The 22,181-nt window shown below is 60.4% G+C and carries 22 protein-coding genes; 5 read left to right on the forward strand and 17 right to left on the reverse strand.

Annotated elements, in window-relative coordinates; translation table 11 throughout:
- Nucleotides 1–41 precede the first annotated feature (41 nt).
- Nucleotides 42–869 carry a sterol desaturase family protein gene (locus AC13CE_RS12520; protein WP_221538741.1) on the forward strand — a complete coding sequence of 276 codons (828 nt, stop codon included), beginning with the start codon at nucleotides 42–44 and terminating at the stop codon, nucleotides 867–869.
- Here AC13CE_RS12520 and AC13CE_RS12525 read toward each other — a convergent pair.
- Complete coding sequence (locus AC13CE_RS12525) at nucleotides 866–3,178, reverse strand: ATP-dependent helicase (protein ID WP_221538744.1); 2,313 nt, start codon at nucleotides 3,176–3,178, stop codon at nucleotides 866–868. The genes AC13CE_RS12520 and AC13CE_RS12525 overlap by 4 nt on opposite strands.
- 121 nt (nucleotides 3,179–3,299) lie before the next feature.
- Here AC13CE_RS12525 and AC13CE_RS12530 point away from each other — a divergent pair, with 121 nt between their 5' ends.
- Nucleotides 3,300–3,923 (forward strand): hypothetical protein, encoded by a 624-nt coding sequence (locus AC13CE_RS12530; RefSeq protein ID WP_221538746.1) that lies wholly within the window; start codon nucleotides 3,300–3,302, stop codon nucleotides 3,921–3,923.
- Nucleotides 3,924–4,011: 88 nt separating this feature from the next.
- Here AC13CE_RS12530 and rsmD read toward each other — a convergent pair whose 3' ends face one another.
- The 3 genes from rsmD to AC13CE_RS12545 are packed head-to-tail and all read right to left on the reverse strand — an operon-like array spanning nucleotide 4,012 to nucleotide 6,503.
- On the reverse strand, nucleotides 4,012–4,557 hold the full coding sequence (gene rsmD, locus AC13CE_RS12535) for a 16S rRNA (guanine(966)-N(2))-methyltransferase RsmD (RefSeq protein WP_221538748.1): 546 nt from the start codon (nucleotides 4,555–4,557) through the stop codon (nucleotides 4,012–4,014).
- Nucleotides 4,554–5,321: a pseudouridine synthase gene (locus tag AC13CE_RS12540; RefSeq protein WP_221538750.1), complete on the reverse strand. Its 768-nt coding sequence runs from the start codon at nucleotides 5,319–5,321 to the stop codon at nucleotides 4,554–4,556. Before AC13CE_RS12540 ends, rsmD begins: the two co-directional genes overlap by 4 nt.
- A gap of 18 nt (nucleotides 5,322–5,339) precedes the next feature.
- Nucleotides 5,340–6,503, reverse strand: coding sequence for an aromatic ring-hydroxylating oxygenase subunit alpha (locus AC13CE_RS12545; RefSeq protein ID WP_221538752.1), 1,164 nt, complete (start codon nucleotides 6,501–6,503; stop codon nucleotides 5,340–5,342).
- A 71-nt stretch (nucleotides 6,504–6,574) separates the two neighbouring features.
- Here AC13CE_RS12545 and AC13CE_RS12550 point away from each other — a divergent pair, with 71 nt between their 5' ends.
- Nucleotides 6,575–8,305 carry an AmpG family muropeptide MFS transporter gene (locus AC13CE_RS12550; protein ID WP_221538754.1) on the forward strand — a complete coding sequence of 577 codons (1,731 nt, stop codon included), beginning with the start codon at nucleotides 6,575–6,577 and terminating at the stop codon, nucleotides 8,303–8,305.
- On the opposite strand, the gene AC13CE_RS12555 is transcribed toward AC13CE_RS12550, so the two are convergent.
- From AC13CE_RS12555 to trpB, 5 genes are all read right to left on the reverse strand, one after another.
- Nucleotides 8,306–9,601: a bifunctional folylpolyglutamate synthase/dihydrofolate synthase gene (locus tag AC13CE_RS12555; RefSeq protein WP_482972639.1), complete on the reverse strand. Its 1,296-nt coding sequence runs from the start codon at nucleotides 9,599–9,601 to the stop codon at nucleotides 8,306–8,308. It lies immediately after the preceding gene.
- Between the two features lie 8 nt (nucleotides 9,602–9,609).
- Complete coding sequence (gene accD / locus AC13CE_RS12560; RefSeq protein ID WP_221538758.1) at nucleotides 9,610–10,458, reverse strand: acetyl-CoA carboxylase, carboxyltransferase subunit beta; 849 nt, start codon at nucleotides 10,456–10,458, stop codon at nucleotides 9,610–9,612.
- Between the two features lie 2 nt (nucleotides 10,459–10,460).
- Complete coding sequence (trpA, locus tag AC13CE_RS12565) at nucleotides 10,461–11,270, reverse strand: tryptophan synthase subunit alpha (RefSeq protein WP_221538760.1); 810 nt, start codon at nucleotides 11,268–11,270, stop codon at nucleotides 10,461–10,463.
- 317 nt (nucleotides 11,271–11,587) lie between these two features.
- Nucleotides 11,588–11,980 (reverse strand): hypothetical protein, encoded by a 393-nt coding sequence (locus AC13CE_RS12570; RefSeq protein WP_221538762.1) that lies wholly within the window; start codon nucleotides 11,978–11,980, stop codon nucleotides 11,588–11,590.
- 26 nt (nucleotides 11,981–12,006) lie between these two features.
- Complete coding sequence (gene trpB, locus AC13CE_RS12575) at nucleotides 12,007–13,221, reverse strand: tryptophan synthase subunit beta (RefSeq protein ID WP_221538764.1); 1,215 nt, start codon at nucleotides 13,219–13,221, stop codon at nucleotides 12,007–12,009.
- 92 nt (nucleotides 13,222–13,313) lie between these two features.
- Here trpB and AC13CE_RS12580 point away from each other — a divergent pair, with 92 nt between their 5' ends.
- Nucleotides 13,314–13,625 carry a chorismate mutase gene (locus AC13CE_RS12580; protein ID WP_221538765.1) on the forward strand — a complete coding sequence of 104 codons (312 nt, stop codon included), beginning with the start codon at nucleotides 13,314–13,316 and terminating at the stop codon, nucleotides 13,623–13,625.
- Here the strand turns inward: AC13CE_RS12580 and AC13CE_RS12585 are convergent.
- The 5 genes from AC13CE_RS12585 to rpiB are packed head-to-tail and all read right to left on the reverse strand — an operon-like array spanning nucleotide 13,615 to nucleotide 16,803.
- Nucleotides 13,615–14,343, reverse strand: coding sequence for an RNA methyltransferase (locus AC13CE_RS12585; protein WP_221538767.1), 729 nt, complete (start codon nucleotides 14,341–14,343; stop codon nucleotides 13,615–13,617). The two genes, AC13CE_RS12580 and AC13CE_RS12585, sit on opposite strands and share 11 nt — an antisense overlap.
- Complete coding sequence (gene nrdR, locus AC13CE_RS12590; RefSeq protein WP_221538768.1) at nucleotides 14,330–14,797, reverse strand: transcriptional regulator NrdR; 468 nt, start codon at nucleotides 14,795–14,797, stop codon at nucleotides 14,330–14,332. Before nrdR ends, AC13CE_RS12585 begins: the two co-directional genes overlap by 14 nt.
- Nucleotides 14,798–14,811: 14 nt before the next feature.
- The gene (locus AC13CE_RS12595; RefSeq protein WP_221538771.1) at nucleotides 14,812–15,063 is read right to left on the reverse strand and encodes a hypothetical protein; all 252 of its coding nucleotides are present in this window, start codon (nucleotides 15,061–15,063) and stop codon (nucleotides 14,812–14,814) included.
- Nucleotides 15,064–15,073: 10 nt separating this feature from the next.
- Nucleotides 15,074–16,357 carry a serine hydroxymethyltransferase gene (gene glyA / locus AC13CE_RS12600; protein ID WP_221538773.1) on the reverse strand — a complete coding sequence of 428 codons (1,284 nt, stop codon included), beginning with the start codon at nucleotides 16,355–16,357 and terminating at the stop codon, nucleotides 15,074–15,076.
- A gap of 8 nt (nucleotides 16,358–16,365) precedes the next feature.
- A complete protein-coding gene (rpiB, locus tag AC13CE_RS12605) occupies nucleotides 16,366–16,803 on the reverse strand; it encodes a ribose 5-phosphate isomerase B (RefSeq protein ID WP_221538775.1) in 438 nt (145 codons plus the stop codon).
- Between the two features lie 125 nt (nucleotides 16,804–16,928).
- Between rpiB and AC13CE_RS12610 the strand changes: the two genes are divergently transcribed.
- The gene (locus AC13CE_RS12610; RefSeq protein WP_221538777.1) at nucleotides 16,929–18,164 is read left to right on the forward strand and encodes a sensor domain-containing phosphodiesterase; all 1,236 of its coding nucleotides are present in this window, start codon (nucleotides 16,929–16,931) and stop codon (nucleotides 18,162–18,164) included.
- A 49-nt stretch (nucleotides 18,165–18,213) separates the two neighbouring features.
- On the opposite strand, the gene AC13CE_RS12615 is transcribed toward AC13CE_RS12610, so the two are convergent.
- From AC13CE_RS12615 to rpoD, 3 genes are all read right to left on the reverse strand, one after another.
- On the reverse strand, nucleotides 18,214–18,573 hold the full coding sequence (locus AC13CE_RS12615) for a response regulator (protein ID WP_221538779.1): 360 nt from the start codon (nucleotides 18,571–18,573) through the stop codon (nucleotides 18,214–18,216).
- Complete coding sequence (locus tag AC13CE_RS12620) at nucleotides 18,570–19,982, reverse strand: PAS domain-containing protein (RefSeq protein ID WP_221538781.1); 1,413 nt, start codon at nucleotides 19,980–19,982, stop codon at nucleotides 18,570–18,572. Before AC13CE_RS12620 ends, AC13CE_RS12615 begins: the two co-directional genes overlap by 4 nt.
- Nucleotides 19,983–20,153: 171 nt before the next feature.
- Complete coding sequence (gene rpoD, locus AC13CE_RS12625; RefSeq protein ID WP_221538783.1) at nucleotides 20,154–22,166, reverse strand: RNA polymerase sigma factor RpoD; 2,013 nt, start codon at nucleotides 22,164–22,166, stop codon at nucleotides 20,154–20,156.
- Nucleotides 22,167–22,181: the final 15 nt, after the last annotated feature.

Below are 22,181 nucleotides of genomic sequence, written 5' to 3' on the forward strand. Positions count from 1 at the left end.
TTAACGTTTTGCTTACTATGTCTCGCGCATGATGCGGGACTATGCAAAGCCTCGCTCAACCTGCGCTGTCGACATTGGTGCTGCTTTGCATGACCGGCACTGTTTTCGGATTACTGGCCTTTGTCACGAAGCGTCGCGCATTCGGTGACGCTGTCGTTCGCTCGCGATCCGAATTCATCACAAATCTCGGATTGACTATCATCAATTCAATCTTGCTGGTGCCACTGTTCGTATTTCCAGAAGGCGCATTACGCTCTGCGATTGGAAGCCCGAATGTCCTTGCCACATCCTGGAACAGTATCCCAGATCCCCTGATATTCGCAGCGGCGGTGCTCGTTTTCGATTTCGTCGTCTATTGGCGGCATCGGTTAGAGCACACGAGGTTCTTCTGGCCGTTCCATGCTACCCATCATGCCGATACGGCAATGCATTGGCTCTCGGTCCTGCGCAAGCATCCCGTGAGCAAGTTGCTAAGCGTGAGTGTAGATATTGCTTTGCTGCTCTTGCTGGGTGTGCCTGAATGGGCGATCGGACTGGCGGGTATCGTGCGCGGTTGGTGGGGATTCTTCATCCACGCCGATGTGCCGTGGACGCTAGGCGTCTTTGGTCATGTCCTCATTTCCCCTGCAGCACATCGCCTGCATCATATCCGTGACGAAGCGCTGATGGGCAGCAACTATGGAAACACGGTCACGTTGTGGGACAAGATGTTCGGCACCTATGTCGACCCGTCACAGTACCTAAACTGTGAAACCGGTATTGCCGAGGGGACCCGGGGGTTGGGCGGTGAGCTCCTGAGACCCTTCGAGCAGCGCTATTGGCGTCGAAAGCGCGAAGAAGAGACGGCCGAAATCGAACCTGCGATCTAGTCGTCGGCCAATTTAACGAAGCTGTCGAGCACTCGCTTTGCACCAGCTTTTTCGAATTCGATCTCCAGCTTGTTTCCTTCCTGGTCAGTAACGACACCATAACCGAACTTATCGTGAAAAACGCGCGCACCGATAGCGATGTCGGTGCGGGGTTTGGCCGCAAAGCTTGCTGCGCTCTTGCCCGGCTCGGCCAGACGTTTGGGTGTACTATCGTATCCGGTTGAAAGGGCTCGCTGCCAACCCGGTCCGCGTGCGGTGCTGCGATCAGGGCGCGCGTTCGAGACATGTGCGAAGGGGTCCTCGTTCTCGGTCCAGTTAGCGCGCCATAGCGAGGCACCGCCACTCATGGTGGTTTCGCTTTCGATGTGCTCGTCGGGCAGTTCTTCGATGAAGCGGCTGGGGATGGAGCTGGTCCACTGGCCATATATTCGCCGGTTGGCCGCGTGAAAGATCGAGCAGCGCCTTTTTGCGCGCGTGATCGCGACATAGGCCAGACGGCGCTCTTCCTCCAGGCTCGCAAGGCCGCCTTCCTCGATAGCGCGTTGGCTGGGGAAGACACCTTCTTCCCAGCCGGGTAGAAAGACATGGTCGAACTCGAGTCCCTTTGCCGCATGCATAGTCATGATGGTGACCTTCTCGCCATCATCTGCCCGATCATTATCCATCACCAGGCTGACATGCTCGAGGAAATCGCCGAGGGTTTCGTATTCTTCCATCGCCCGGGCAAGTTCGGTCATGTTCTCGAGGCGCCCTGTGCTTTCAGCGCTGCGATCCTTCTGGAGCATCTCCTCATAACCGCTTTCGACAAGAACTGTACGTAACAGTTCGGAGGGCGAGACCTTTTCCTCCAGCTCCCGCCAATGGACGAACTGGCCAAGCAAGCCGATCAGCATGTTTCGCGCACGAGCAGGCAATTCGTCGCTATCAGCAAGATCGAGCGAAGCCGCGGCTAACGGCGTCTGGGTCTTACGCGCATGACGGCGCATGGCCTCCAGCGTCTTGGCTCCGAGTCCACGCTTGGGTTGATTGTAAATCCGCTCGAAGGCGAGGTCGTCTGCGGGCTGGGCGATGGTGCGAAGATAGGCGAGGGCGTCACGGATTTCGGCGCGCTCGTAAAACCGGAAACCGCCCACGATGCGGTAATTGAGGCCGGTCTGGATAAAGCGGTCTTCGAATTCGCGGGTCTGGTATTGCGCCCGGACAAGGATCGCGACCTGGTCCAGCGGAGCTCCTTCGCTCTCGAGACGCTCGATCGCCTCGCCGACACGACGCGCTTCTTCGGGCGCGTCCCAGACGCCGACGATCCGGACTTTTTCACCGGCAGGCAGTTCGGTCCACAGTGTCTTGCCTAGTCGCTCACTGTTAGCGTTGATCAGTCCAGATGCTGCTGCAAGAATTTGCGGGGTGGAGCGATAATTCTGTTCCAGCTTGATTACCGCTGCGCCGGGAAAATCCTTCTCGAACTTGAGGATGTTCGCGACTTCTGCGCCGCGCCACGAATAGATCGACTGGTCGTCATCACCCACGACACAGATGTTCTTGCGGGCCTGAGCCAGTAGTCGCAGCCAAAGGTATTGGACCTGATTGGTGTCCTGATATTCGTCAACCAGGATGTATTTGAAGCGCTGCTGATACTGCTCCAGCACGTCATGATGCTGCCGGAAGATATTCAGAATGTGCAGTAGCAAATCACCGAAATCGCATGCATTCAATGCTTTGAGGCGGTCTTGATACAGCCTGTAGAACTGCGTGCCGCGACCGTTGGCATAAGCTTCGTTTTCGACCGCATCGAGATCGCCCGGATTGAGGCCGCGGTTCTTCCAGCGATCGATCAGCCCGGCAAGCTGCCGGGCGGGCCAGCGCTTTTCATCCAGGTCGTTTTCCTGGATCAGTTGCTTGAGCAATCGCAACTGGTCGTCGGTATCGATGATCGTGTAGTTACTCTGCAGCCCGACAAGTTCTGCATGTCGCCGCAGCATCTTCGCGCCGATCGAGTGGAACGTCCCTAGCCAAGGCATGCCTTCGACCGCATCGCCGATATGCCGTCCGACGCGGTGGCGCATCTCGCGGGCAGCCTTGTTGGTGAAGGTGACACAAAGGATCTCACTCGGCCACGCCCGGCGGGTTGCGATGAGATGTGCGAGTCTTGCGGTGAGCGCAGCAGTCTTGCCGGTACCTGCTCCAGCAAGCATCAGCACCGGCCCCTCGGTTGTCAAAACGGCCTCGCGTTGGGGAGGGTTCAATCGCGCCGCATAGGGCGGAATCGTGTCGTTTCCGGCGCTTTCGGCAGAGGCTGGTAATTCGGGCATCGTTCCGGAACAGCTAGGGAACGCGCGTCCGCAACACAAGCCCTGCCGCCCGAAAGAGATTCGGAACTATGCCCCCTCCTGAATAGTATTGGTGGCAATGATCCTCTCAGGAGACATTACTATGAAAAGCATTATTCTCGCGAGCGCTGCCGCGCTTGCCTTCACCGCCGCTCCGGCCGCCGCACAGGATGCGGTAGCGGTCAATGCCGATGGCGATGTTTACGTCCTGACGGACGATCAGCAGATGATGTATGATGGCTGGCCGACAGATCGCCGTACGACATATGATGCCTGGCCACCCGAGGTGCAGGAATACTACTGGACGCTCGACGATGACCAAACCACCGCCTGGTGGGTGCTCAACGACGACCAGCGTGTCCGCGTGTATGAGATGACGCCGGAGCAGCGCACCATGGCCTGGCAACAAATCAACGCCCAGTTGAACGCTCAGAATAACGCGAGCGCAACTGGTACAACGGCACGCACCACCGCCTCTGCGACAAGCTCTGCATCTCCGCGGTTCGTACGAAACGAGGTGATTCAGACAACGCCAGCCGATTACCAGGCGACATCGAATGGCGATGACCTGCCAATTTGCAAGCCTGACCAACAGGACGGCTGCATTAATGGCTGGGAAAAGAACAAGACCGGCAATCGTCCGCTGGAATATTGGCCGGGACGCCCCGCTAGCGAAATCGATGAGCCGCTTCCGGCAACCCGTCCCGACACTGACGACGATATGTGATCGAAATGTTCCGCCGCGCTAATTACTAGCGGCGACGCTTGGAGGGGGCGGGTCCACTTTGTTGGGCCTGCCCTTCTTCCGTACTCTCTCAGTTGGCTAGGGAGAGCAGGGTAATCTTGGCCTTTCCGACAACGCGCTCAGCTTCGATTTCGAGCTTCTTGATCGCGATTTCCTCGTTCTTGCGGGTTTCAAGCGCAATCCAGGTCGCCGGCCCGATCCATCCGAGCCGGACCATCCGATCCAGCGCCACCTGGCCTGCTCCTGTCTCATAGGGCGGATCCAGCAGAATGAGATCGTGGACAGTTTTTGCAGGCCCGAGACTCATCACCGAACCCTGCTGCACCTGAGCACGACCGCGAGCATCGAAAGCCTCTACATTCGCCCGTATCGCCTTCACTGCGTCGGCATCCTGTTCGACGAACAGGCAGTGCGCCGCACCACGGGAAAGTGCCTCCAGCCCGAGTGCACCTGAACCGGCAAAAAGGTCGAGCACCGAAAGTCCCTCGAAACTGCCGAGACGGCTGTTGAGCATGCTGAACAGCGTTTCGCGAGTACGATCGGCGGTGGGGCGGGTGGCATCACCTTTAGGTGCGATCAATTTGCGTCCTCGCCATTCCCCGGCAATGATCCTCACTTGCGCCCTCCGCGCGACAAGTCGCGCTTAAACGCTTCTACATCGCCGCGTTTCAATTCGATGGCCTGGCCGCGGGGTAGGTCGCCGAGATGGAAAGGGCCGTACCCGATGCGCAGGAGACGATTCACCTCCAGCCCTAAGTGCTCGAGAATGCGCCGAACTTCGCGGTTCTTTCCTTCCCGCAGTGTCATTTCAATCCAGCGGTTACGCCCAGAACCCCTCTCCAGATTGGCCTCGATCTGCCCGTAGCGGATACCGTCGATTTCTACTCCTTCGATCAGCTCGTCCAATTGGCTTTGCGTAATCTCGCCGAAGGCGCGCGCGCGATATGTGCGCGGGACTCCTGAAGAGGGCAATTCCATCGCGCGCTTCATTTCACCGTCGTTGGTAAGGAGCAAAAGACCTTCGGTGTTGAAGTCGAGGCGACCGACCGGCATTACTCGGCCAGCATCCTTGGGCAGTGCATTACGCAGCGCGGTGTAAATTGTGGGGCGCCCCTTGGGATCCCTCTCTGCAGTGATGAGGCCCGACGGTTTGTGGAAGGCAAACAGACGGGTGTCTTCAGCATCGCCGACAGGCTTTCCGTCCACGGACACGCCGCGCAGACTCTCCAGCTTGATGGCCGGGGTGTCCAGCACCTTGCCGTCGAGTGAAACGCGCCCGTCGGCGATCATCCGTTCGATTTCGCGGCGACTGGCAACACCCGCGCGCGCGAGCAGCTTGGCGATACGGTCGCCGGCTTCGGGGAGTCTGTTGTCGGACATAGACGCGCGGTTAGGCCCTCAGTTGGCGGCGCGCAAGGCTTCCTCGACTGTCTCGTGATAACGCCTGATTCCGCCTTCCATCGTGCCGAGCGTCAGTTCCGGAACCGCTCCCGTTTCCAGACCTTGCTGGCCAAGCTCTGCGGCGCGAAAATCTTCGGCGGCAAAAACTCCGCCGTCAAGCAGCGCCCAGCTGCGTTCCCAGTGGTCGCGCGCCTTGTCAGTACTTGGATGCTCGGGGATGAGCATGAAGTCCTCCACCAGGGTCCGGTTCTGGGCCTGTGGCATCATGACCATGAGGTTGATGTAATCGGGGCTGGGGATGACAAGTGCGCCAGGCATCAGCTGGTATGCGAAGGTCACGACCCGACGAAGTTGTGCCATGTCAGTGAGATCGACGCCCTCCATCTCCTCGAGCCTGCCGACGGCGCTGCGTGCATGATGCCCGATCATGTCACCGCTCGTGACGCCGTCCTTGAAGAATGGGCCGATAGTTTGCGCGTGGAGGCGCGTAACGTGGTAGCTTTCGAGGAAGGCATCCATGATGAGCTTCCAATTGCCTGCTACTTCGTGGGTTTTCCGCCTGAAGAGAACGTGTTCACCCATGCCGAGAGCGTCGAAGTCTTCTCCCAGCTTGTCGGCGAGAGTGAAATCCGCGGTTTCCTCTTTCGGACAGAACCATATGACCCCGCCTGTTTCGCGTGAGGGCAATTCCACCAGCCCCATCTCGCTCTTGTCGAGTTGGGGGAAGGTGTCCGGCCGGGGCAATGCGAGGAGACGGCCATCCACTGCATAGGTCCAAGCGTGATAGGGGCAGACGAGCTTCTTGGTGCACTTGATCTCGCTGCCTTCGACAAGACGGGTGCCGCGATGGCGGCAGACATTGAGGAAGACGTGGGCTTTTCCCGCAGCATCGCGGGTGATCAACAGCGGTCGTCCTGTCGCATCATGCGGCACAGCCATTCCGGCATCCGGCAGCAGGGCACTGGGGCATAGAATTTGTGGCAGCCGGTCGTAAATCGCGCTTTTCTCACGCGCCCAATATTCAGGGTCGGTATAGACGTGGGCGGGCACGCTTGTCTGACCGATGCCGTCACGCTCCTTGTTGTCCGCAATATCCTGTGCAAGCGCCAACATGCCGTCGGTCGGCCTGCGTCCATCGAGTAGCGTGGAGGGAACTCCCATCGCGCCTATTCCTTTCTCTCTCCGAGCGCTAGTGTCGCAAAAAACAGATCAAAACGAAAGGACGCTAGGGCATGGCCGAAGCGGTTGAAGAAAAGAAGAAATCCGCGTGGAAGGTGCTGGCTCTTGCGCTGACCAATCGCAAGACCGGTTTCATGCTTCTGTTCGGCTTTGCCAGCGGACTTCCTTTCGCTCTCTTCCTCGGCACGCTCTTCGCCTGGTTGACCGAAGCAGAGGTCGACCTCGAGACCATGGGTATCTTCTCTCTGATCGGGCTTGCCTATGCCTTTCAGTTCCTCTGGTCGCCGTTGATCGACAAGGTGAACATTCCGATCCTGCGCAAGCTGGGGCGACGCAAGCAATGGATCGTGCCTGCGCAAGTTCTGCTCGGCACTATCCTCGTCACGATGAGTCTTCTGGAGCCGAAGAGCCAGCTGGGCTGGTTCAGCCTGCTTGCTGGCATTGGTGCGTTCGCCAGCGCGACGCAGGACATCGCCATCAACGCTTGGCGCATCGATGTGGCGGACGAGCGTGCAACCATCGACATTCTCTCGACGGTCTACCAGATGGGCTACCGCCTGTCCTCGCTCGTCGGCGGCGCGCTGGGTCTGGTCATCGCTGCACGGATCGGTTGGCCGGAAACCTATGCGCTGATGGGTGCCATCTTGCTGGCAGTCGGTTTCGTCGGGCTGTGGGCGCCGAATGCAAAGGAAGAGGCGGCCGATGTGGCCAGCGAGAGCGAATTGCAGGTTCGTGCGCTGCGCAAGGCAGGGGAGCTGGCACCTTCGATTCGCAATCGTGCGCTGCTGTTCGTGGGCCTGCTTTGGGCAGGAGCTATCGGCGTGGTCCTGACCTTCATGATCATGTCGATGACTTATGCGCCGGAAGACCGGCCCAATCCCACGGAATTCACCATTAACGTCGGTCCGTGGATCATCGTGGCGACAATTATCCTGCCCGCCCTGATCGCCGGGTGGCTGGCCAGCAAGAAGCGCCGGGGAGAGCATCTTCTGGCGCAGGACATGGAACCGGCGACGGGCAGTTCGTTCGCGCTGGACCACCTGTATCGCGCGCTCGTCCTTCCACTCGTCGAATTCGTCGGGCGCATGGGCTGGTCGCTGGTTCTCATCCTCGCCGTGGTGCTGACCTATCGCATCTGCGACGCGATCTGGGGAACCTTCGCCTATCCTTTCTATTTGGGTGAACTCGAATACACGAACGATGACGTGGCATTCGCCTCGAAGTTCTTCGGCGTGGGCGCGATCATCGCCGGTCTTGCGCTGGGTGGGCTGTTGCTGACCACCATAGGCCGGATGGCGACCCTGCTGATCGGCGGCGTCATGGCAGCACTGACCAACCTGCTCTATGCCGATATGGCGATTGGCGGCGCGAACATGCAGGCGTTCAGCGATTTCGTGGGCTTCACCTACCTGATCGAGCAGGTGCCGGGCATCGGCGATGCCGCGCTCGCGAAGCTGACCATAACTATCGCTTTCGAAAACCTCGCAATAGGTATCGCTGGCGCAGCATACGTTGCTTGGCTGTCCTCCATCGTGTCCAAGAAGTTCAGTGCTGTGCAGTATGCGCTCCTGTCTTCGCTGACCCTGCTGGTGGGGACTCTGGGGCGGGGCGCATTGGGGGAGATGATCGAGAACCAGGGCTATTTCGATGTCTTTGTCCTCACGACCTGGATCGGTCTTGGTGCTGCAGTGCTGGTCTGCTTCGAATGGTACCGCGAAAGCCGCGGGAAGAGGGCGGCTGGCATCATCGCGCCGGAAGCCGGAGAGGTGCTTCCGCCGAAGTGATCAATCGGGCAATTCGCCGTTAAGTCGCAGGACTTCGCCGGCAAGGTAGAGTGAGCCTGCGATCAGGACCGGCAAACCATCATCGGGGAGCGTCAAAAGGGCTGAGGGCACGTCCTCCGCCAGCGGCACACCGGCGCCGAAGGCATCCGGGCCGTGCCAGTCGTGGCCGGGAACAGGGACCACGGTGATGCTTGCTATGGCGCCGCTCAGCGGCTTCACGATCGCTGCCGGGTCTTTCGCATCTAGCATGCCGACGATCAGGTGCAGGCGCTGACCTGCAAAATGGCGCCCCAGTGTATCTCCTGCGGAAGGGTTGTGTCCGCCGTCCAGCCAGACCTCGCGATCTCCCGTCAGCGGACCGGGAGCAAGGCGTTGCAGGCGGGCTGGCCAGTACGCCTGACGAATCCCAGCAGCAAAGGCTTGGCGCGTAACTTTGATGCGGTCCTGATGTCGCAGCATCGCTATTGCCAGACCAGCGTTCTCCGGCTGGTGGGGGCCGGGCAGGGTGGGGAGCGGCAGAGAGAGTTCGCCGTGCCGATCCGTATAATGCAGCCCGTTTGTGCTGGCATTTATCGACCAGTTCCGCCCGCGCATAGCAAGCCGGGCACCAGTCCGCGCGGCGGCTGCCTCGATCTCGCGCTGCGCCGGTTGGGGGTAGTCCAGCGTGACCAGCGCGCAGCCTTGCTTGGCGATCCCGGCCTTTTCGAAGGCGATGCGGGCGAGAGGCACTTCCGGCGCCCCGTACTCGGGTGCGAGCAGGAAGCGCTCGTGATCGATCCCCAGCGCCGCGATCCCGCAGGCGGCCAGCACGTCCGGTTCCAGCACATTGGTCGCATCGAAGCGGCCGCCGAGGCCTACCTCCACCACGCAGGCGTCGGCGGGGACGCGCGCGAATTCGGTGAATGCGGCGGCGATGGTGACTTCGAAGAAGCTGGGGTTCAGGTCCTCGCCCGCATCCAGCACTTCGGCGAGGAGGTCCGCCAGTCTCGCGTCCGTAATCAGGTCGCCCGCAACACGGATACGCTCATTATACCGGACGAGATGCGGGCTGGTGGTAACGTGAACCTTGTACCCCTCAGCCTCCAGCATCGCGCGCAGGAATGCGCAGGTCGATCCCTTGCCGTTGGTCCCGGCGACATGGAACACTGGCGGCAACCGGAGATGCGGATTGCCGAGGCGCTCCAGCAAAGCCCGGATCGTCTCCAACCCCAACCGCCCGTCGGGCACGCTCAGCCTTGCCAGCCGGTCGAGCTGGGCCTGCACCGAAGCATCGTCGGAGCGGGCAAAATCCCGCATGCGAAAGGTCAGGCCGCCTTGGCGGGCGCCAGGTAATCGAGCACCGTCGCCAGCGTATCGCGCAGATCGTGGCGGTGGACCACCATGTCGACCATGCCGTGCTTGTGGAGGTATTCGGCGCGCTGGAAACCGTCGGGCAATTGCTCGCGGATGGTATCCTGGATCACGCGCTGCCCGGCGAAGCCGATGAGCGCGCCCGGTTCCGCGATATGGACGTCGCCCAGCATGGCATAGCTGGCAGTGACGCCGCCCGTGGTCGGATCGGTCAGTACCACGATATAGGGCAGGCCGGCTTCCTTGAGACGGCGCGTCATCACAGTCGCCTTGGGCATCTGCATCAGGCTGAGAATGCCTTCCTGCATCCGCGCCCCGCCCGCAGCGGTAACGACGACATAGGGCGCACGCAGCGTCAGCGCACGTTCGGCGCCCTGGCAGAAGGCCGTACCCACCGCCATTCCCATGCTGCCGCCCATGAAGGTGAAATCCTGCACGCCCACGACTGCCGGCTTGACTTCGATCGCGCCTGCGCCGACGAGGAAAGCATCCTTGTGCGGGCTCTTGGCGCGCGCTTGCTTGAGGCGATCGGTATATTTCTTCGAGTCGCGGAACTTGAGCGGGTCTTCCTTCACGTCCGGGATCGGAAGCGTCTCGAAGCCTTCATCGAGCAGCATGGCGAGCCGCTTGTCCGCGCCGATACGGCCATGATGGTCACAGCGTGGGCAGACATCCATGTTCTCGGCATATTCCTGACCGAAGACCATCTGTTGGCAGCCGGGGCATTTGACCCAGAGATCCTTCTCGGTCGCGCGCTTGGGAAGCCAGCTGATATTGTTACGGACGCGTGTAAACCAGTTCATGCCTAACCTTCTTTCGAGGGGGCCTTTGCCGCCGAATGCACCGCCTTGGCAAGGCCTGCCGTATATTCGCGCAGTTTCGACGGTGCGCCGGAGCCGTGTTCACCGACCAGTTCGACCAGTGCGGATCCGACCACGACTCCATCGGCGACCTTCGCGATCTCGCCTGCCTGTTCCGGTGTACGCACGCCGAAGCCGACTGCGATGGGCAGGTCGGTTGCGGATCTCAGGCGGGCGACTGCCTCCTCGATGGAGGTTTGCGCGGCCTGCTGCTTGCCGGTGATCCCGGCGACCGAGACATAGTAGAGGAACCCGCCCGAGCCTTCGAGCACCTTGGGCAGGCGCTTCGCATCGGTGGTCGGGGTGGCGAGCCGGATGGGCGCGATACCGAACTCGCGCAACATCGGTCCTAAGGCCTCGTCCTCCTCGGGTGGAATATCGACGCAGATCACTCCGTCGACTCCAGCTGCAGCGCATTGACTACCAAACCATTCCGGACCTCGTCGGATCATTGGATTTGCGTAACCCATGAGCACTAGCGGCACACTCTTGTGACGCTCGCGAAATTCGAAGGCGATGGCGAACACGTCATGCGTAGTGGTGCCCGCGGCAAGCGAGCGGATATTCGCTGCCTGGATCGCCGGGCCATCGGCCATCGGATCGGTGAAGGGCATGCCCAGCTCAATCACGTCCGCGCCGCCCTCGACCAATGCGTCGAGATTGGCAGCCGTGTCGCCATCGCCTGCGGTTATAAAGCAGACGAGTGCGGGGTGGGGCTTGGCGAATACGGAGGAGAGGCGATTCGGTGTGGGCATGGTGTCAGGTTCGTTCCCTTAATCCGGCAGAAGTCTGAGACATGGACCGGGTGTTACACTGTCCAATGGCAAAAAAGTTCAGGGGCGGCGGACCCCTGAAAAGGCGGCGATAATGGGTGTGTTTGGTGGTCGTCATGCGACTATAGTCGCACGAATGGGCTGCTGTAGGACAGTATCCATCCCGTTATCGTCACGCCGGCCCCCGAGCCGGGATTCCGCTGCCTTTTGCGCGACGCTGGAAGAAGCCGGACCCCAGATCAAGTCCGGGGTGACGCTGATGGGGGGCGGTTTAGCGAACTTGGATGTGAGGCAGTCAGTCATGAGGGACGGTTGTCGATCCATCTCGCATAGCCAAGCAAGAGCAGCACGGGGAGACCAATTAACAGGAAACCGGGCCTTTGACCTGAGAGGTCATAAGCGATGAGATCGGCTACAATCGGATGTTCTTGAAAATAGAGGACTAGACCGAGACCACCCAATAGAACGCAGCCGAAGTACAGTCCAAGCGCTGCTGCGTTCGGCGGATTGGAAGCGGAACCCTCGTTATTGTCGCTTGGAGCGTTGGCCGAAATGTAGCTAACCAGCCGGTCCAAGGCTGCGAGTAAAGCTAGAAGAACGACCAAAGTCAGTATACCAGGCAATGCGATCTTTGCGGCTGCCTCACCATCGATTTCGCCTGTTATGATGAAAATCGGCAGGATGAAGAACAATACGGTCGCGAGAAGCGCAACTCCCCTCACATCTCCACTCCCAACCTCTCGGCCACGGTGAAGATGTCCTTGTCCCCGCGCCCGCACAGGTTTGCGAGGATCACGCTGTCCTTTGGCATTTCCTTCGCGCGCTTCTGCACCGCTGCGATGGCGTGGCTGGGCTCCAGCGCGGGGATGATGCCCTCGGTGCGGCAGAGGAGCTGGAAGGCCTCCAGTGCCTCCTCGTCCGTAATAGCGGTGTATTCGACGCGGCCATTGTCCTTGAGCCAGGCGTGTTCGGGGCCGATGCCGGGATAGTCCAGCCCGGCGCTGATCGAGTGGCCCTCGGTGATCTGGCCGTCATCGTCCTGTAGCAAATAGGTCTTGTTGCCGTGGAGCACGCCGGGGAAGCCGCCGAGCAGGCTTGCCGCGTGCTCGTCGCCATCCAATCCGTGACCCGCCGCTTCGACACCGAGCATCTTTACGTCGGGATCGTCGAGGAAGGGGTGGAACAGGCCGAGGGCGTTCGAGCCTCCTCCGATAGCTGCAACCAGCAGATCGGGCAGGCGGCCGATGCGGTCTTGCATCTGTGCGCGCGCTTCTTTGCCGATCACGCTCTGGAAATCGCGCACCAGCTCCGGATAGGGATGCGGCCCGGCTGCGGTGCCGATGATGTAGAAGGTGTCGTGGACGTTCGCGACCCAGTCGCGCAGCCCTTCGTTCATCGCGTCCTTGAGCGTGCCGCGCCCGCTGGTGACCGGCACGACCTCCGCGCCAAGCAGCTTCATGCGGAAGACATTGGGCGACTGCCGCCGCACGTCCTCTGCGCCCATATAGACCACGCAGGGCAGGCCGAACCGCGCGCAGACGGTGGCAGTGGCGACACCGTGCTGGCCGGCGCCGGTTTCCGCGATGATCCGCGTCTTGCCCATGCGGATCGCCAGCAGGATCTGCCCGATACAATTGTTGATCTTGTGCGCGCCCGTGTGATTGAGCTCGTCGCGCTTGAACCACACCTGTGCGCCGCCGATCGCGTCGGTAAGCCGTTCGGCGAAATAGAGCGGGGAAGGGCGGCCCACGTAATGTTCCAGCAGGTCGTCGAACTCGCGCTGGAATTCGGGATCGGCCTGCGCTTTGCGGTATTCGCGCTCGAGATCGAGGACCAGCGGCATCAGCGTCTCGGCGACATAGCGCCCGCCGTAATCGCCGAAATGCCCGCGCTCGTCAGGCTGGTTGCGGAAGGAGTTGGGATTGCTCGACATGGGACCCCCCATGCCGAGGTGCCGCGCGCAAGTCGAGAGTGGGTTTCGTTTCCCCTCGACAAGGGGCAATCGCTTCGCCATGCGGCGCGGCCATGAGTAACGATTTCAAGCTGCCCGAAGACTGCACCGACATGCGCGAAGTGCGGATCGGCGTGGATACGACCGACCGCGAACTGATGGAACTGCTGGACCGCCGTTTCGGCTATATGCGCGCGGCGGCTCGTATCAAGGAAGACCGCAATGTGGTCCGCGATGAAGCGCGCAAGGCCGAGGTCATCGACAATGCGCGGGTCGATGCTGCAAACCGCGAATTGCCTAGTGAAAAAATCGCCGAAATTTGGGAACTTCTGGTCGAAACCTCGATCGCTTACGAACTCGCCGAGTGGGACCGGATCAGGGCTTAGGCCCGCGACCGAGCGAGGAGAGCACTCCGCGCAGCGTGCGCACTTCGAGGTGGTTCCAGCCCGGCTTGGTCAGCACGCCGCGAAGTGTCCTGCGGGTGGCATCTGCACGCGGCTCGGGGAGGAAATATCCCTTCGGTTCGAGCATAGCTTCGAGATGGGCGATGAGGCCTTCCAGCTCTTCCTGCGGCGCGGGCGGCAGGATTTCTTCCTGCGTCGGCTGGACGAGGCTTTCGTGTTTCGACCATTCATAGGCGCACAGGATCACCGCCTGCGCGAGATTGAGCGATCCGAATTCAGGGTTGATCGGCACGGTGAGGATCGCGCGGGCGAGCGCGACATCCTCGGTCTCCAACCCTGAACGTTCGGGGCCGAACAGGATCGCGCTGCGCCCCTCGGCCTTCGCAATTTTGAGGGTCGCTTCCTCGGGCGTATAGACTGGCTTGGTGACGCCGCGCTTGCGGACGGTGGTGGCATAGACATGCGCGCAATCCGCCACGGCTTCGGCAGTGCTCGCGAAGACCCGCGCCTTCTCCAGCACGACATCGGCCCCGGCGGCGGCAGGTCCTGCATCGGGATTGGGCCAGCCGTCGCGCGGTTCGACCATGCGCAGTTCGGTCAGCCCGAAATTGAGCATCGCCCGCGCCGCCTTGCCGATATTCTCGCCAAGTTGCGGACGGACGAGGACGATGACGGGCTTGCGGCTGTCAGGCCCGTTCATTCGCGGCTTCCTGCACCGTGCTGGCGAATTCCTCGAAATCGCGTGCCTCGCTGAAATCGCGGTAGACGGAAGCGAAGCGGATATAGGCCACGCTGTCGATCTGGCGCAGGCCGTCCATCACCATTTCGCCGATACGCTGCGAAGCGATTTCCGCCTCGCCGGCAGTTTCGACCTGGCGCTGGATGCCGCTCACCAGCTGGTCGATCCGTTCATGCGCCACGTCGCGCTTGCGGCACGCCAGCGAGATCGACTGTTCGAGCTTGCCCCGGTCGAATGGCTGGCGGCGGTCGCCCGATTTGATCACGGTGACTTCGCGAAGTTGCACGCGTTCGAACGTCGTGAAGCGCGCGCCGCAGCTGGAGCATTGGCGGCGGCGGCGGATCGAGGTCGAATCCTCGGTCGGACGAGAGTCCTTCACCTGACTGTCGTCATGGGCGCAGAATGGGCAGCGCATTTCTTATCCGTAAATCAGGGGCGCAGGCGCTTGTAGAGCATGAAGCCCGCACCGGCGACGAGGCCGATGGGCCAGGTAACCACGGGCAGGATGCCGCCTGCAATTGCGCCGATGGCGGCACCAGTCAACACAGGCTTGGTCGAAGGGTGATTGAGGCCTTCCTTCGCCATGCCCTTGATCTCTGCAGTGGCGTCCGGAACAAGGTCGTGGTCCTGATGCTTGGTGCGGCGATCTTCCGGCTCGCGGTCGTCTGGATCTATGGCCATGAAATTCTCCTCAGCGTCCGGGGTAGACGGGGAAAGCATCGCACAATTCGGCCACCCGGTCACGCACGCTCTGTTCGATCTGGCCATCACCTTCGGGTCCGTTGCGCGACAGGCCGTCGACGACTTCGCAGATCAGCTTGCCGATGGTCGTGAACTCGGCTTCGCCAAAGCCGCGCGTGGTCCCGGCGGGCGTGCCGAGACGGATGCCGCTGGTCACGAAGGGGCTGCGCGTGTCGTAGGGAATGCCGTTCTTGTTGCAGGTGAGCCAGGCACGGTCGAGGCCGGTTTCCGCCGCTTTGCCGGTCACATCCTTGGCCGTGAGATCGACCAGCATGGAATGATTGTCCGTTCCGCCGGAAACGACGCGTAGGCCGTTCGCCTCTATGCTCTTCGCCAGCGCATGCGCATTGGCGACGACATTGGCGGCATAGTTCTTGAACTCCGGCCGCAGGGCTTCGCGAAAAGCGACCGCCTTGGCCGCTATGACATGCATCAGCGGGCCGCCCTGCATGCCGGGGAAGACCGCCATGTTGATCGGCTTGGTCAATTCCTCGTCATTCCACAGGATCACGCCAGATCGCGGGCCTCGCATGCTCTTGTGGGTGGTAGTCGTCACGACATGGGCGTGAGGGATAGGCGAGGGGTGCGCTCCGCCTGCAACCAGCCCTGCAATGTGGCTCATATCAACCATCAGATAGGCGCCGACCTCGTCCGCGACCTTGCGGAAGGCTGCCCAGTCCCAGATACGCGAATAGGCGGTGCCGCCCGCGATAATGAGTTTGGGCTTGTGCTTCTTGGCGATCGCCATGACATCGTCCATGTCGATCAGCTCGTCGCCTTCGCGCACGCCATAGCTGACCGGGTTGAACCACTTGCCGCTCATGTTCACCGGCGATCCGTGCGTCAGGTGGCCGCCCGAATTGAGGTCGAGACCCATGAAGGTATCGCCCGGCTGCAGCAGCGCGAGGAATACCGCCTGGTTCATCTGGCTGCCGGAGTTCGGCTGGACGTTGGCGAAATTGCAGCCGAACAGTTCCTTGGCGCGTTCGATCGCCAGCGTTTCGACCACGTCGGCATAGTCGCAGCCGCCGTAATAACGCTTGCCCGGATAGCCTTCGGCATATTTGTTGGTGAACACGCTGCCGGTCGCTTCGAGGACCGCGGTGGACGCGATGTTCTCACTCGCGATCAGTTCGATCTTATCCTGCTGGCGCTTCAGTTCGTTGCGGACTGCCGCATGGATTTCGGGATCGGCTTGTTCGAGCGTGTCGTTCCAGAAACGGTTGTCGGTCATGCTTGTCCTTAGCAACTTGGGTTCGAGAGCTTGTCGACGCGGCGCTGGTGGCGCCCGCCGGTGAATTCGGTTTCGAGAAAGGCGGTGACGCAGGCCTTGGCCATGTCCACCCCGATGAGCCGCGCGCCCAGCGCAATGCAATTCGCGTCGTTATGTTCGCGGCACAGGCTGGCGGAAAGCGGTTCGGAAACGAGTGCGCACCGGAGTTTCGGATTGCGGTTCACGCTCATCGAAATGCCGATGCCGCTGCCGCACAGCGCGATGCCGCGTTCTGCCGTGCCGTCTGCCACGACTTCTGCCAGCCTGTAACCGAAGTCGGGATAATCGACGCTGTCGGTGGTTTCGGGCCCGAGGTCGGCGACTTCGTGACCCATCTCGATAAGCCAGTCGCGCAGAACTTCTTTCAGTTCGATGGCGGCATGGTCGGATGCAAGGGCGATACGCATGGTGAGCCCCATAGGTGCTGACGGCGATTCTCTCCACCCCGTTCGCTACCCTCTTACACACGAATATGCCGCCGGACGCAGAACTTGGTCAAATTCCTTAATAAATTGCGATTAGGGCCATAGGTATGACGATGCTCGCTCCTTCAATGCTGGTGCCCGCCGCGGCATCGAGACTCTCGGTCGAACCGCTCCAGAATTCGTCGATCGACAGGATCCTGCACGCCGTTCGTGTGCATCTAGGTACCGAGATCGCCTTCGTTTCGCGCTATGTCGAAAATAACGAGAAGGAACTGACGCATGTCGATTCCGATCTTGATTTGCCGATGGGGCCGGGCTTCCGCGATCCGCGCGAAAACAGTTATTGCTGGCATATCGCGGAGGGGCGGCTGCCCGAGCTGATACAGGATCCGGCGGACCATCCCTTTACCGGCACCATGGCGATCACCGAATTCCTGCCGGTAGGTTGCCACCTCAATACGCCGCTGCGCTTGTCCGATGGCACGCTATACGGAAGCTTCTGCTGCCTGAGCCGAAATCCCGACCGGAGCATGACGCAGCGCGATGTCGATGTGCTTCGAGCCTTCGCCGCCCTGGCAGTCGAGCAGATCGAGGACAATCTGGAAAAGGACCAGCGCCTGAGCAGGCTGGACGCACGGATCAGCGGGCTGATCGAGAGCAGCGGGATGCAGATCGTCCAGCAACCGATTCATTCGATCGGGGCGGGAAAGCCGGTAGGGGTGGAGTGCCTCGCTCGTTTTCCCGACGCGATGATACGCAGCCCCGACAAGTGGTTCGACGAGGCTGCGGAGATCGGGCGAGGAGTGGAGCTCGAGTTGCTCGCAATTCAGTGCGCGCTTGCCAGTGCCGATCTGATCCCGTCCGATTTCTACGTCTCGGTCAATGCGTCGCCTGAAGCGATAATGTCCGGCGCGCTAGAGGCCATTCTTGAAAGCGCAGGTCCAAGAAACATCGTCGTCGAGGTAACCGAGCATCAGCAGGTCAGCGATTTTGCAGCATTGCGCGAGGCTCTCGAGCCGATCTCCCGCTACGCCCGCATCGCGATCGATGATGTCGGGTCGGGATATGCCGGATTGCGACATTTGGTCGATCTTTCACCGGGCCTGCTGAAACTGGATATGAGCCTGACGCGCGATATCCATGAAGATGTGGCCCGACGCGCGCTAGTGGGAGCAATGGTTCGTTTCGCCGAAGCGATAGGATCGAAACTCATTGCCGAGGGCATCGAGTGTCCTGCCGAGGCGACCGTTCTGCAGGATCTGGGTGTCGAATACGGGCAGGGGTATCTCTACGCGAAGCCGATGCCGATTCAGGAAGCTGTTCGGTACCTGAAGAGAAACTGACCAACTTGCAGAGGTCTATCCCGTGAGGGGAGACCGCTTTTCATTCGCGTCAATTCCTACCGGAAATTTCGTCTGCGGTCTGCACTATCTGCACCAGCGAATATGGCTTGGTCAGCGTGGGAACCTGGGCGAAGTCTTCCGGGTGTTCCGCATCGCCATAGCCGGTTGCGAAAACAAAGGGGATTCCCTTGTCTTTCAGTTGATAGGCGAGAGGATAACTCTTCTCTCCATGTAGGTTCACGTCGAGAATCGCGAAATCGTAATTCTCATGCGAGAGAGTTTCCGTCGCCTCGCTCAACGAACTGGCGACCACTACAGTTGCACCTTGGTCGATCAACATATCTTCAAGAGCGAAAGCGATGATCGGTTCGTCTTCCAGGATCAGGACATGCTTGTCGGACAGATTCATATTCTACCCTCGATACGGCAGTGAAGACCGGTGTCGCGATAATCGATACTCGTGCGGCTCTGAGGGCTTCCGAGCCCTCGCTTGATCAGCCTCGTACCGAAGCCACTCCTGCTCGGTTCGTCGACAACGGGACCGCCATGCTCCTGCCAGTCGATAATCAAGGATTTTTCCTTACCCGTATTCTCGGTGTTCCAGGTGATATCGACGAATCCCTCGTCATTTGAAAGCGCCCCGTATTTCAAGGCATTGGTACTCAGTTCATGAACGATCATGGAAAGTGCAACAGCCGCCTGAGGGGCGAGCACGACGGATGGGCCATCGAGCGAATAGCGTGCGGAATCGAAACCTGCAGCCGCTTCGAGCGAGCCTTCGACGATCGTTCGCAAATCGGCGGATTCCCAGCTTCGTTCGGTAAGAAGATTATGCGCGCTCGCCAGAGCTGCGATACGATCCGTGAATACTTTCAGGCCGTGCGAACCTCCGTTGTCACGGAATGATTGGTGCGCAAGGCTCTGAACGACCGCCAGGGTGTTCTTTACCCGATGATTCAGTTCATTGATGAGAACCCGCTGGTGCTCTTCGAAGGCGACCTCTTCGGTGACGTCGTGGCCCTGCACCAGAATCCCCCGAAAGCCTTCCGCCCCATGGATCGGCTGGTAGATGAACTCGAGGAAGCGTGCTTCCAGCTCGTCATTGTCTCCGGTCTTGAGCAGGACCCTTTCCCTCTTGCCGAAGTAGGGCCGATCATTCTCGTGGACCTTGTCGAGCAGGGTGACGAAGCCTTGGTCGATAACTTCGGGCAGGGCCTCTGCCACGGTCTTGCCGACGAGGTCGCGCTGACCGACCAACTGGCGATATGCGGCATTCGCCATGATGAACCGATGGCTCCGGCCGCTGACCACCGCCACGAAGCCCGGTGCCTGTTCAAGGAGCGCGCGGAAGCGTTCGAGCTGTTTTGTCGCACCCTGATATCGCTGTTCGACCGCCTCGGCACGGCGTGCCACCCCGGCAGCATCCCGCTCGGAGCCGGACTGATCCATACCCGTGATCTTAACGGTGTGTTGGAGAACGTATTCGACGTTCCCTTCACCGTCGAGAAAGGGCGTATGGGTCGCGCTCCACACATGCGTGTCGAAACCGCCTTCTGCATTCGGTATCTGGTAAGGGATATGAGCGATCTCGTCCGGTTCGCCGGTTGTGAGAACTCTCTCGAACGACGACTTCAACTGGCGATAGCTCTCGCCTTCGCTGGGGAAGGCTTCGAACATGCCCCTGCCTTCGATTTCGCCCAAATTCCTGCCCGTCACCCTCAGATAGGCATTGTTGGCCCAAAGTATGTTCAGCGATGGATCGAGGATGACATAGGGGTTGGGGGAATGGGCAAGCACTTTCTGGAAGTCGATATTCATTCCCGGCACCAGTCTGGCGAGGCTTTGCGGTCTGCCACAAAGCCTTCGCTCAATTCGCCCAACCACATGCAGTGAGGAAAGCGCGGGAGAGAATACCGTTCCTGTCTTTTGATAAGCAGGTCGGCGCAGTGTGACACTTCGGTCACAAATCGTCCTGACGGTGCAGTCCTACTATTGATCGAGGAAGCTGCGCATCTTGCGGCTGCGGCTGGGATGCTTGAGCTTGCGCAGGGCCTTGGCCTCGATCTGACGGATACGTTCGCGCGTGACCGAGAACTGCTGGCCCACCTCTTCGAGGGTGTGGTCCGTGTTCATCCCGATGCCGAAACGCATGCGCAGCACGCGTTCTTCGCGCGGGGTGAGGCTGGCCAGGACCCGGGTGACCGTTTCCTTGAGGTTTGCCTGGATAGCGGCATCGACCGGGATGATTGCGTTCTTGTCCTCAATGAAATCGCCGAGGTGGCTGTCTTCCTCGTCGCCGATCGGGGTTTCGAGGCTGATTGGCTCCTTGGCGATCTTCATCACCTTGCGAACCTTTTCGAGCGGCATGGAGAGTTTCTCCGCCATCTCTTCGGGCGTGGGTTCGCGGCCTTGATCATGCAGGAACTGGCGCGAGCAGCGTACCAGCTTGTTGATCGTCTCGATCATGTGGACCGGGATGCGGATCGTGCGCGCCTGGTCGGCGATCGAGCGGGTGATCGCCTGCCTGATCCACCAGGTCGCATAGGTGCTGAACTTGTAGCCGCGGCGGTATTCGAACTTGTCGACCGCCTTCATCAACCCGATGTTGCCTTCTTGGATCAGGTCGAGGAATTGCAACCCGCGATTGGTGTATTTCTTTGCAATCGAAATCACGAGGCGCAGGTTCGCCTCGACCATTTCCTTCTTGGCGATACGCGCCTCGCGCTCGCCCTTCTGGACCATGTTCACGATGCGGCGGAATTCGGGCAGGGCCATGCCGGTGGCGCTGGCGATATCCGAAATCTCGGTGCGGATACGGTCGATCGCGTCGGCTTCCTTATCGGCGAAGGCAGCCCACTTCTTGTCCTTCTTGACGCGGTCGTCCATCCAGTTGTCGTCGAGTTCGTTACCGATATAGGCATCGAGGAAATCGACGCGCTTGACCTTGTGACGCTCGGCCAGGCGCAGCATCTGGCCGCCGAGTGCGGTCAGGCGGCGGTTGAAGGCGTAAAGATTGTCGACCAGGAATTCGATCTTGGTCGCATGGAACTGGACGCTTTCGACTTCTGCGGTCAACTGGTCGGAAAGCGCTTCGTACTTCTTTTCCTTGGCGGGCGGGAAAGCATCGCCGCGGCCCAGCACATCGACGCGCTCGGCCTGGAGCTTCTCGAATTTACCGAACAGGTCCTTGATCCGCGCGAAGCGTTCGATGGCATCGGGCTTGAGCGCCGCTTCCATCTGGGCGAGCGACATGGTGTTGTCCTCGTCGTCATCGTCGTCTGACTTGGACGAACCTTCCTCGCCGTCTTCGCTCTCGGAATCGGAATCGTCATCCTCCTCCTCGTCATCGTCGCGGATGGTCGGACCGGCGGTTTCTTCCGAAATCTCGCCGTCGTCGTCATCGTCCTCCGCGCCTTCTGCCAGCTTGTCTGCCGGTGGCTCCTTGGAAAGCATGGCATCAAGATCGAGGATCTCGCGCAGTTGCATTTCCTCGTTGTTGAGCGCTTCGGACCACTGGATGATGGCGTGGAACGTGATCGGGCTCTGGCACAGGCCCATGATCATCATGTCGCGGCCGGCTTCGATCCGCTTGGCGATGGCGATTTCGCCCTCGCGGCTGAGCAGTTCCACCGCGCCCATTTCGCGCAGATACATGCGGACCGGATCGTCTGTCCGTTCGCCGGCGGCGAGCTTTTTCGGCGCGGCCTTCTTGGTTTCCTTCTCCTTCGCGGAGGAAGGTGCGGGCGCAATTTCCTCGATCTCGTCTTCCTGTTCGGCATCCTCGTCGTTCTCGACGATCTGCACGCCCATTTCGGACAAGGCGGACTGGATGTCCTCGATCTGGTCGGAACTCATCTCGCCCTGCGGCAGGGCATCGTTGAGCTCGTCATAGGTGACGTAGCCCTTTTTCTTCGCCTTGGTGATGAGCTTCTTGATCGACGCTTCATTGAGATCGATGAGGGGAGCGTCGTCCTTGTCGCCAGACTTCGATTTGGTGGCCATAAACTGCAATCGGTC

The sequence above is a fragment of the Qipengyuania sp. B-5 genome (assembly GCF_056857815.1).

Excerpts from the sequence above, each read along its gene's own strand:
- AC13CE_RS12520 (WP_221538741.1), top strand. The coding sequence starts at position 42 with ATGCAAAGCCTCGCTCAACCTGCGCTGTCGACATTGGTGCTGCTTTGC.
- AC13CE_RS12525 (WP_221538744.1), bottom strand. The coding sequence starts at position 3,178 with ATGCCCGAATTACCAGCCTCTGCCGAAAGCGCCGGAAACGACACGATT.
- AC13CE_RS12530 (WP_221538746.1), top strand. The coding sequence starts at position 3,300 with ATGAAAAGCATTATTCTCGCGAGCGCTGCCGCGCTTGCCTTCACCGCC.
- AC13CE_RS12540 (WP_221538750.1), bottom strand. The coding sequence starts at position 5,321 with ATGTCCGACAACAGACTCCCCGAAGCCGGCGACCGTATCGCCAAGCTG.
- AC13CE_RS12545 (WP_221538752.1), bottom strand. The coding sequence starts at position 6,503 with ATGGGAGTTCCCTCCACGCTACTCGATGGACGCAGGCCGACCGACGGC.
- AC13CE_RS12550 (WP_221538754.1), top strand. The coding sequence starts at position 6,575 with ATGGCCGAAGCGGTTGAAGAAAAGAAGAAATCCGCGTGGAAGGTGCTG.
- AC13CE_RS12555 (WP_482972639.1), bottom strand. The coding sequence starts at position 9,601 with ATGCGGGATTTTGCCCGCTCCGACGATGCTTCGGTGCAGGCCCAGCTC.
- accD (WP_221538758.1), bottom strand. The coding sequence starts at position 10,458 with ATGAACTGGTTTACACGCGTCCGTAACAATATCAGCTGGCTTCCCAAG.
- trpA (WP_221538760.1), bottom strand. The coding sequence starts at position 11,270 with ATGCCCACACCGAATCGCCTCTCCTCCGTATTCGCCAAGCCCCACCCC.
- trpB (WP_221538764.1), bottom strand. The coding sequence starts at position 13,221 with ATGTCGAGCAATCCCAACTCCTTCCGCAACCAGCCTGACGAGCGCGGG.
- AC13CE_RS12580 (WP_221538765.1), top strand. The coding sequence starts at position 13,314 with ATGAGTAACGATTTCAAGCTGCCCGAAGACTGCACCGACATGCGCGAA.
- AC13CE_RS12585 (WP_221538767.1), bottom strand. The coding sequence starts at position 14,343 with ATGAACGGGCCTGACAGCCGCAAGCCCGTCATCGTCCTCGTCCGTCCG.
- nrdR (WP_221538768.1), bottom strand. The coding sequence starts at position 14,797 with ATGCGCTGCCCATTCTGCGCCCATGACGACAGTCAGGTGAAGGACTCT.
- AC13CE_RS12595 (WP_221538771.1), bottom strand. The coding sequence starts at position 15,063 with ATGGCCATAGATCCAGACGACCGCGAGCCGGAAGATCGCCGCACCAAG.
- glyA (WP_221538773.1), bottom strand. The coding sequence starts at position 16,357 with ATGACCGACAACCGTTTCTGGAACGACACGCTCGAACAAGCCGATCCC.
- rpiB (WP_221538775.1), bottom strand. The coding sequence starts at position 16,803 with ATGCGTATCGCCCTTGCATCCGACCATGCCGCCATCGAACTGAAAGAA.
- AC13CE_RS12610 (WP_221538777.1), top strand. The coding sequence starts at position 16,929 with ATGACGATGCTCGCTCCTTCAATGCTGGTGCCCGCCGCGGCATCGAGA.
- AC13CE_RS12615 (WP_221538779.1), bottom strand. The coding sequence starts at position 18,573 with ATGAATCTGTCCGACAAGCATGTCCTGATCCTGGAAGACGAACCGATC.
- AC13CE_RS12620 (WP_221538781.1), bottom strand. The coding sequence starts at position 19,982 with ATGAATATCGACTTCCAGAAAGTGCTTGCCCATTCCCCCAACCCCTAT.
- rpoD (WP_221538783.1), bottom strand. The coding sequence starts at position 22,166 with ATGGCCACCAAATCGAAGTCTGGCGACAAGGACGACGCTCCCCTCATC.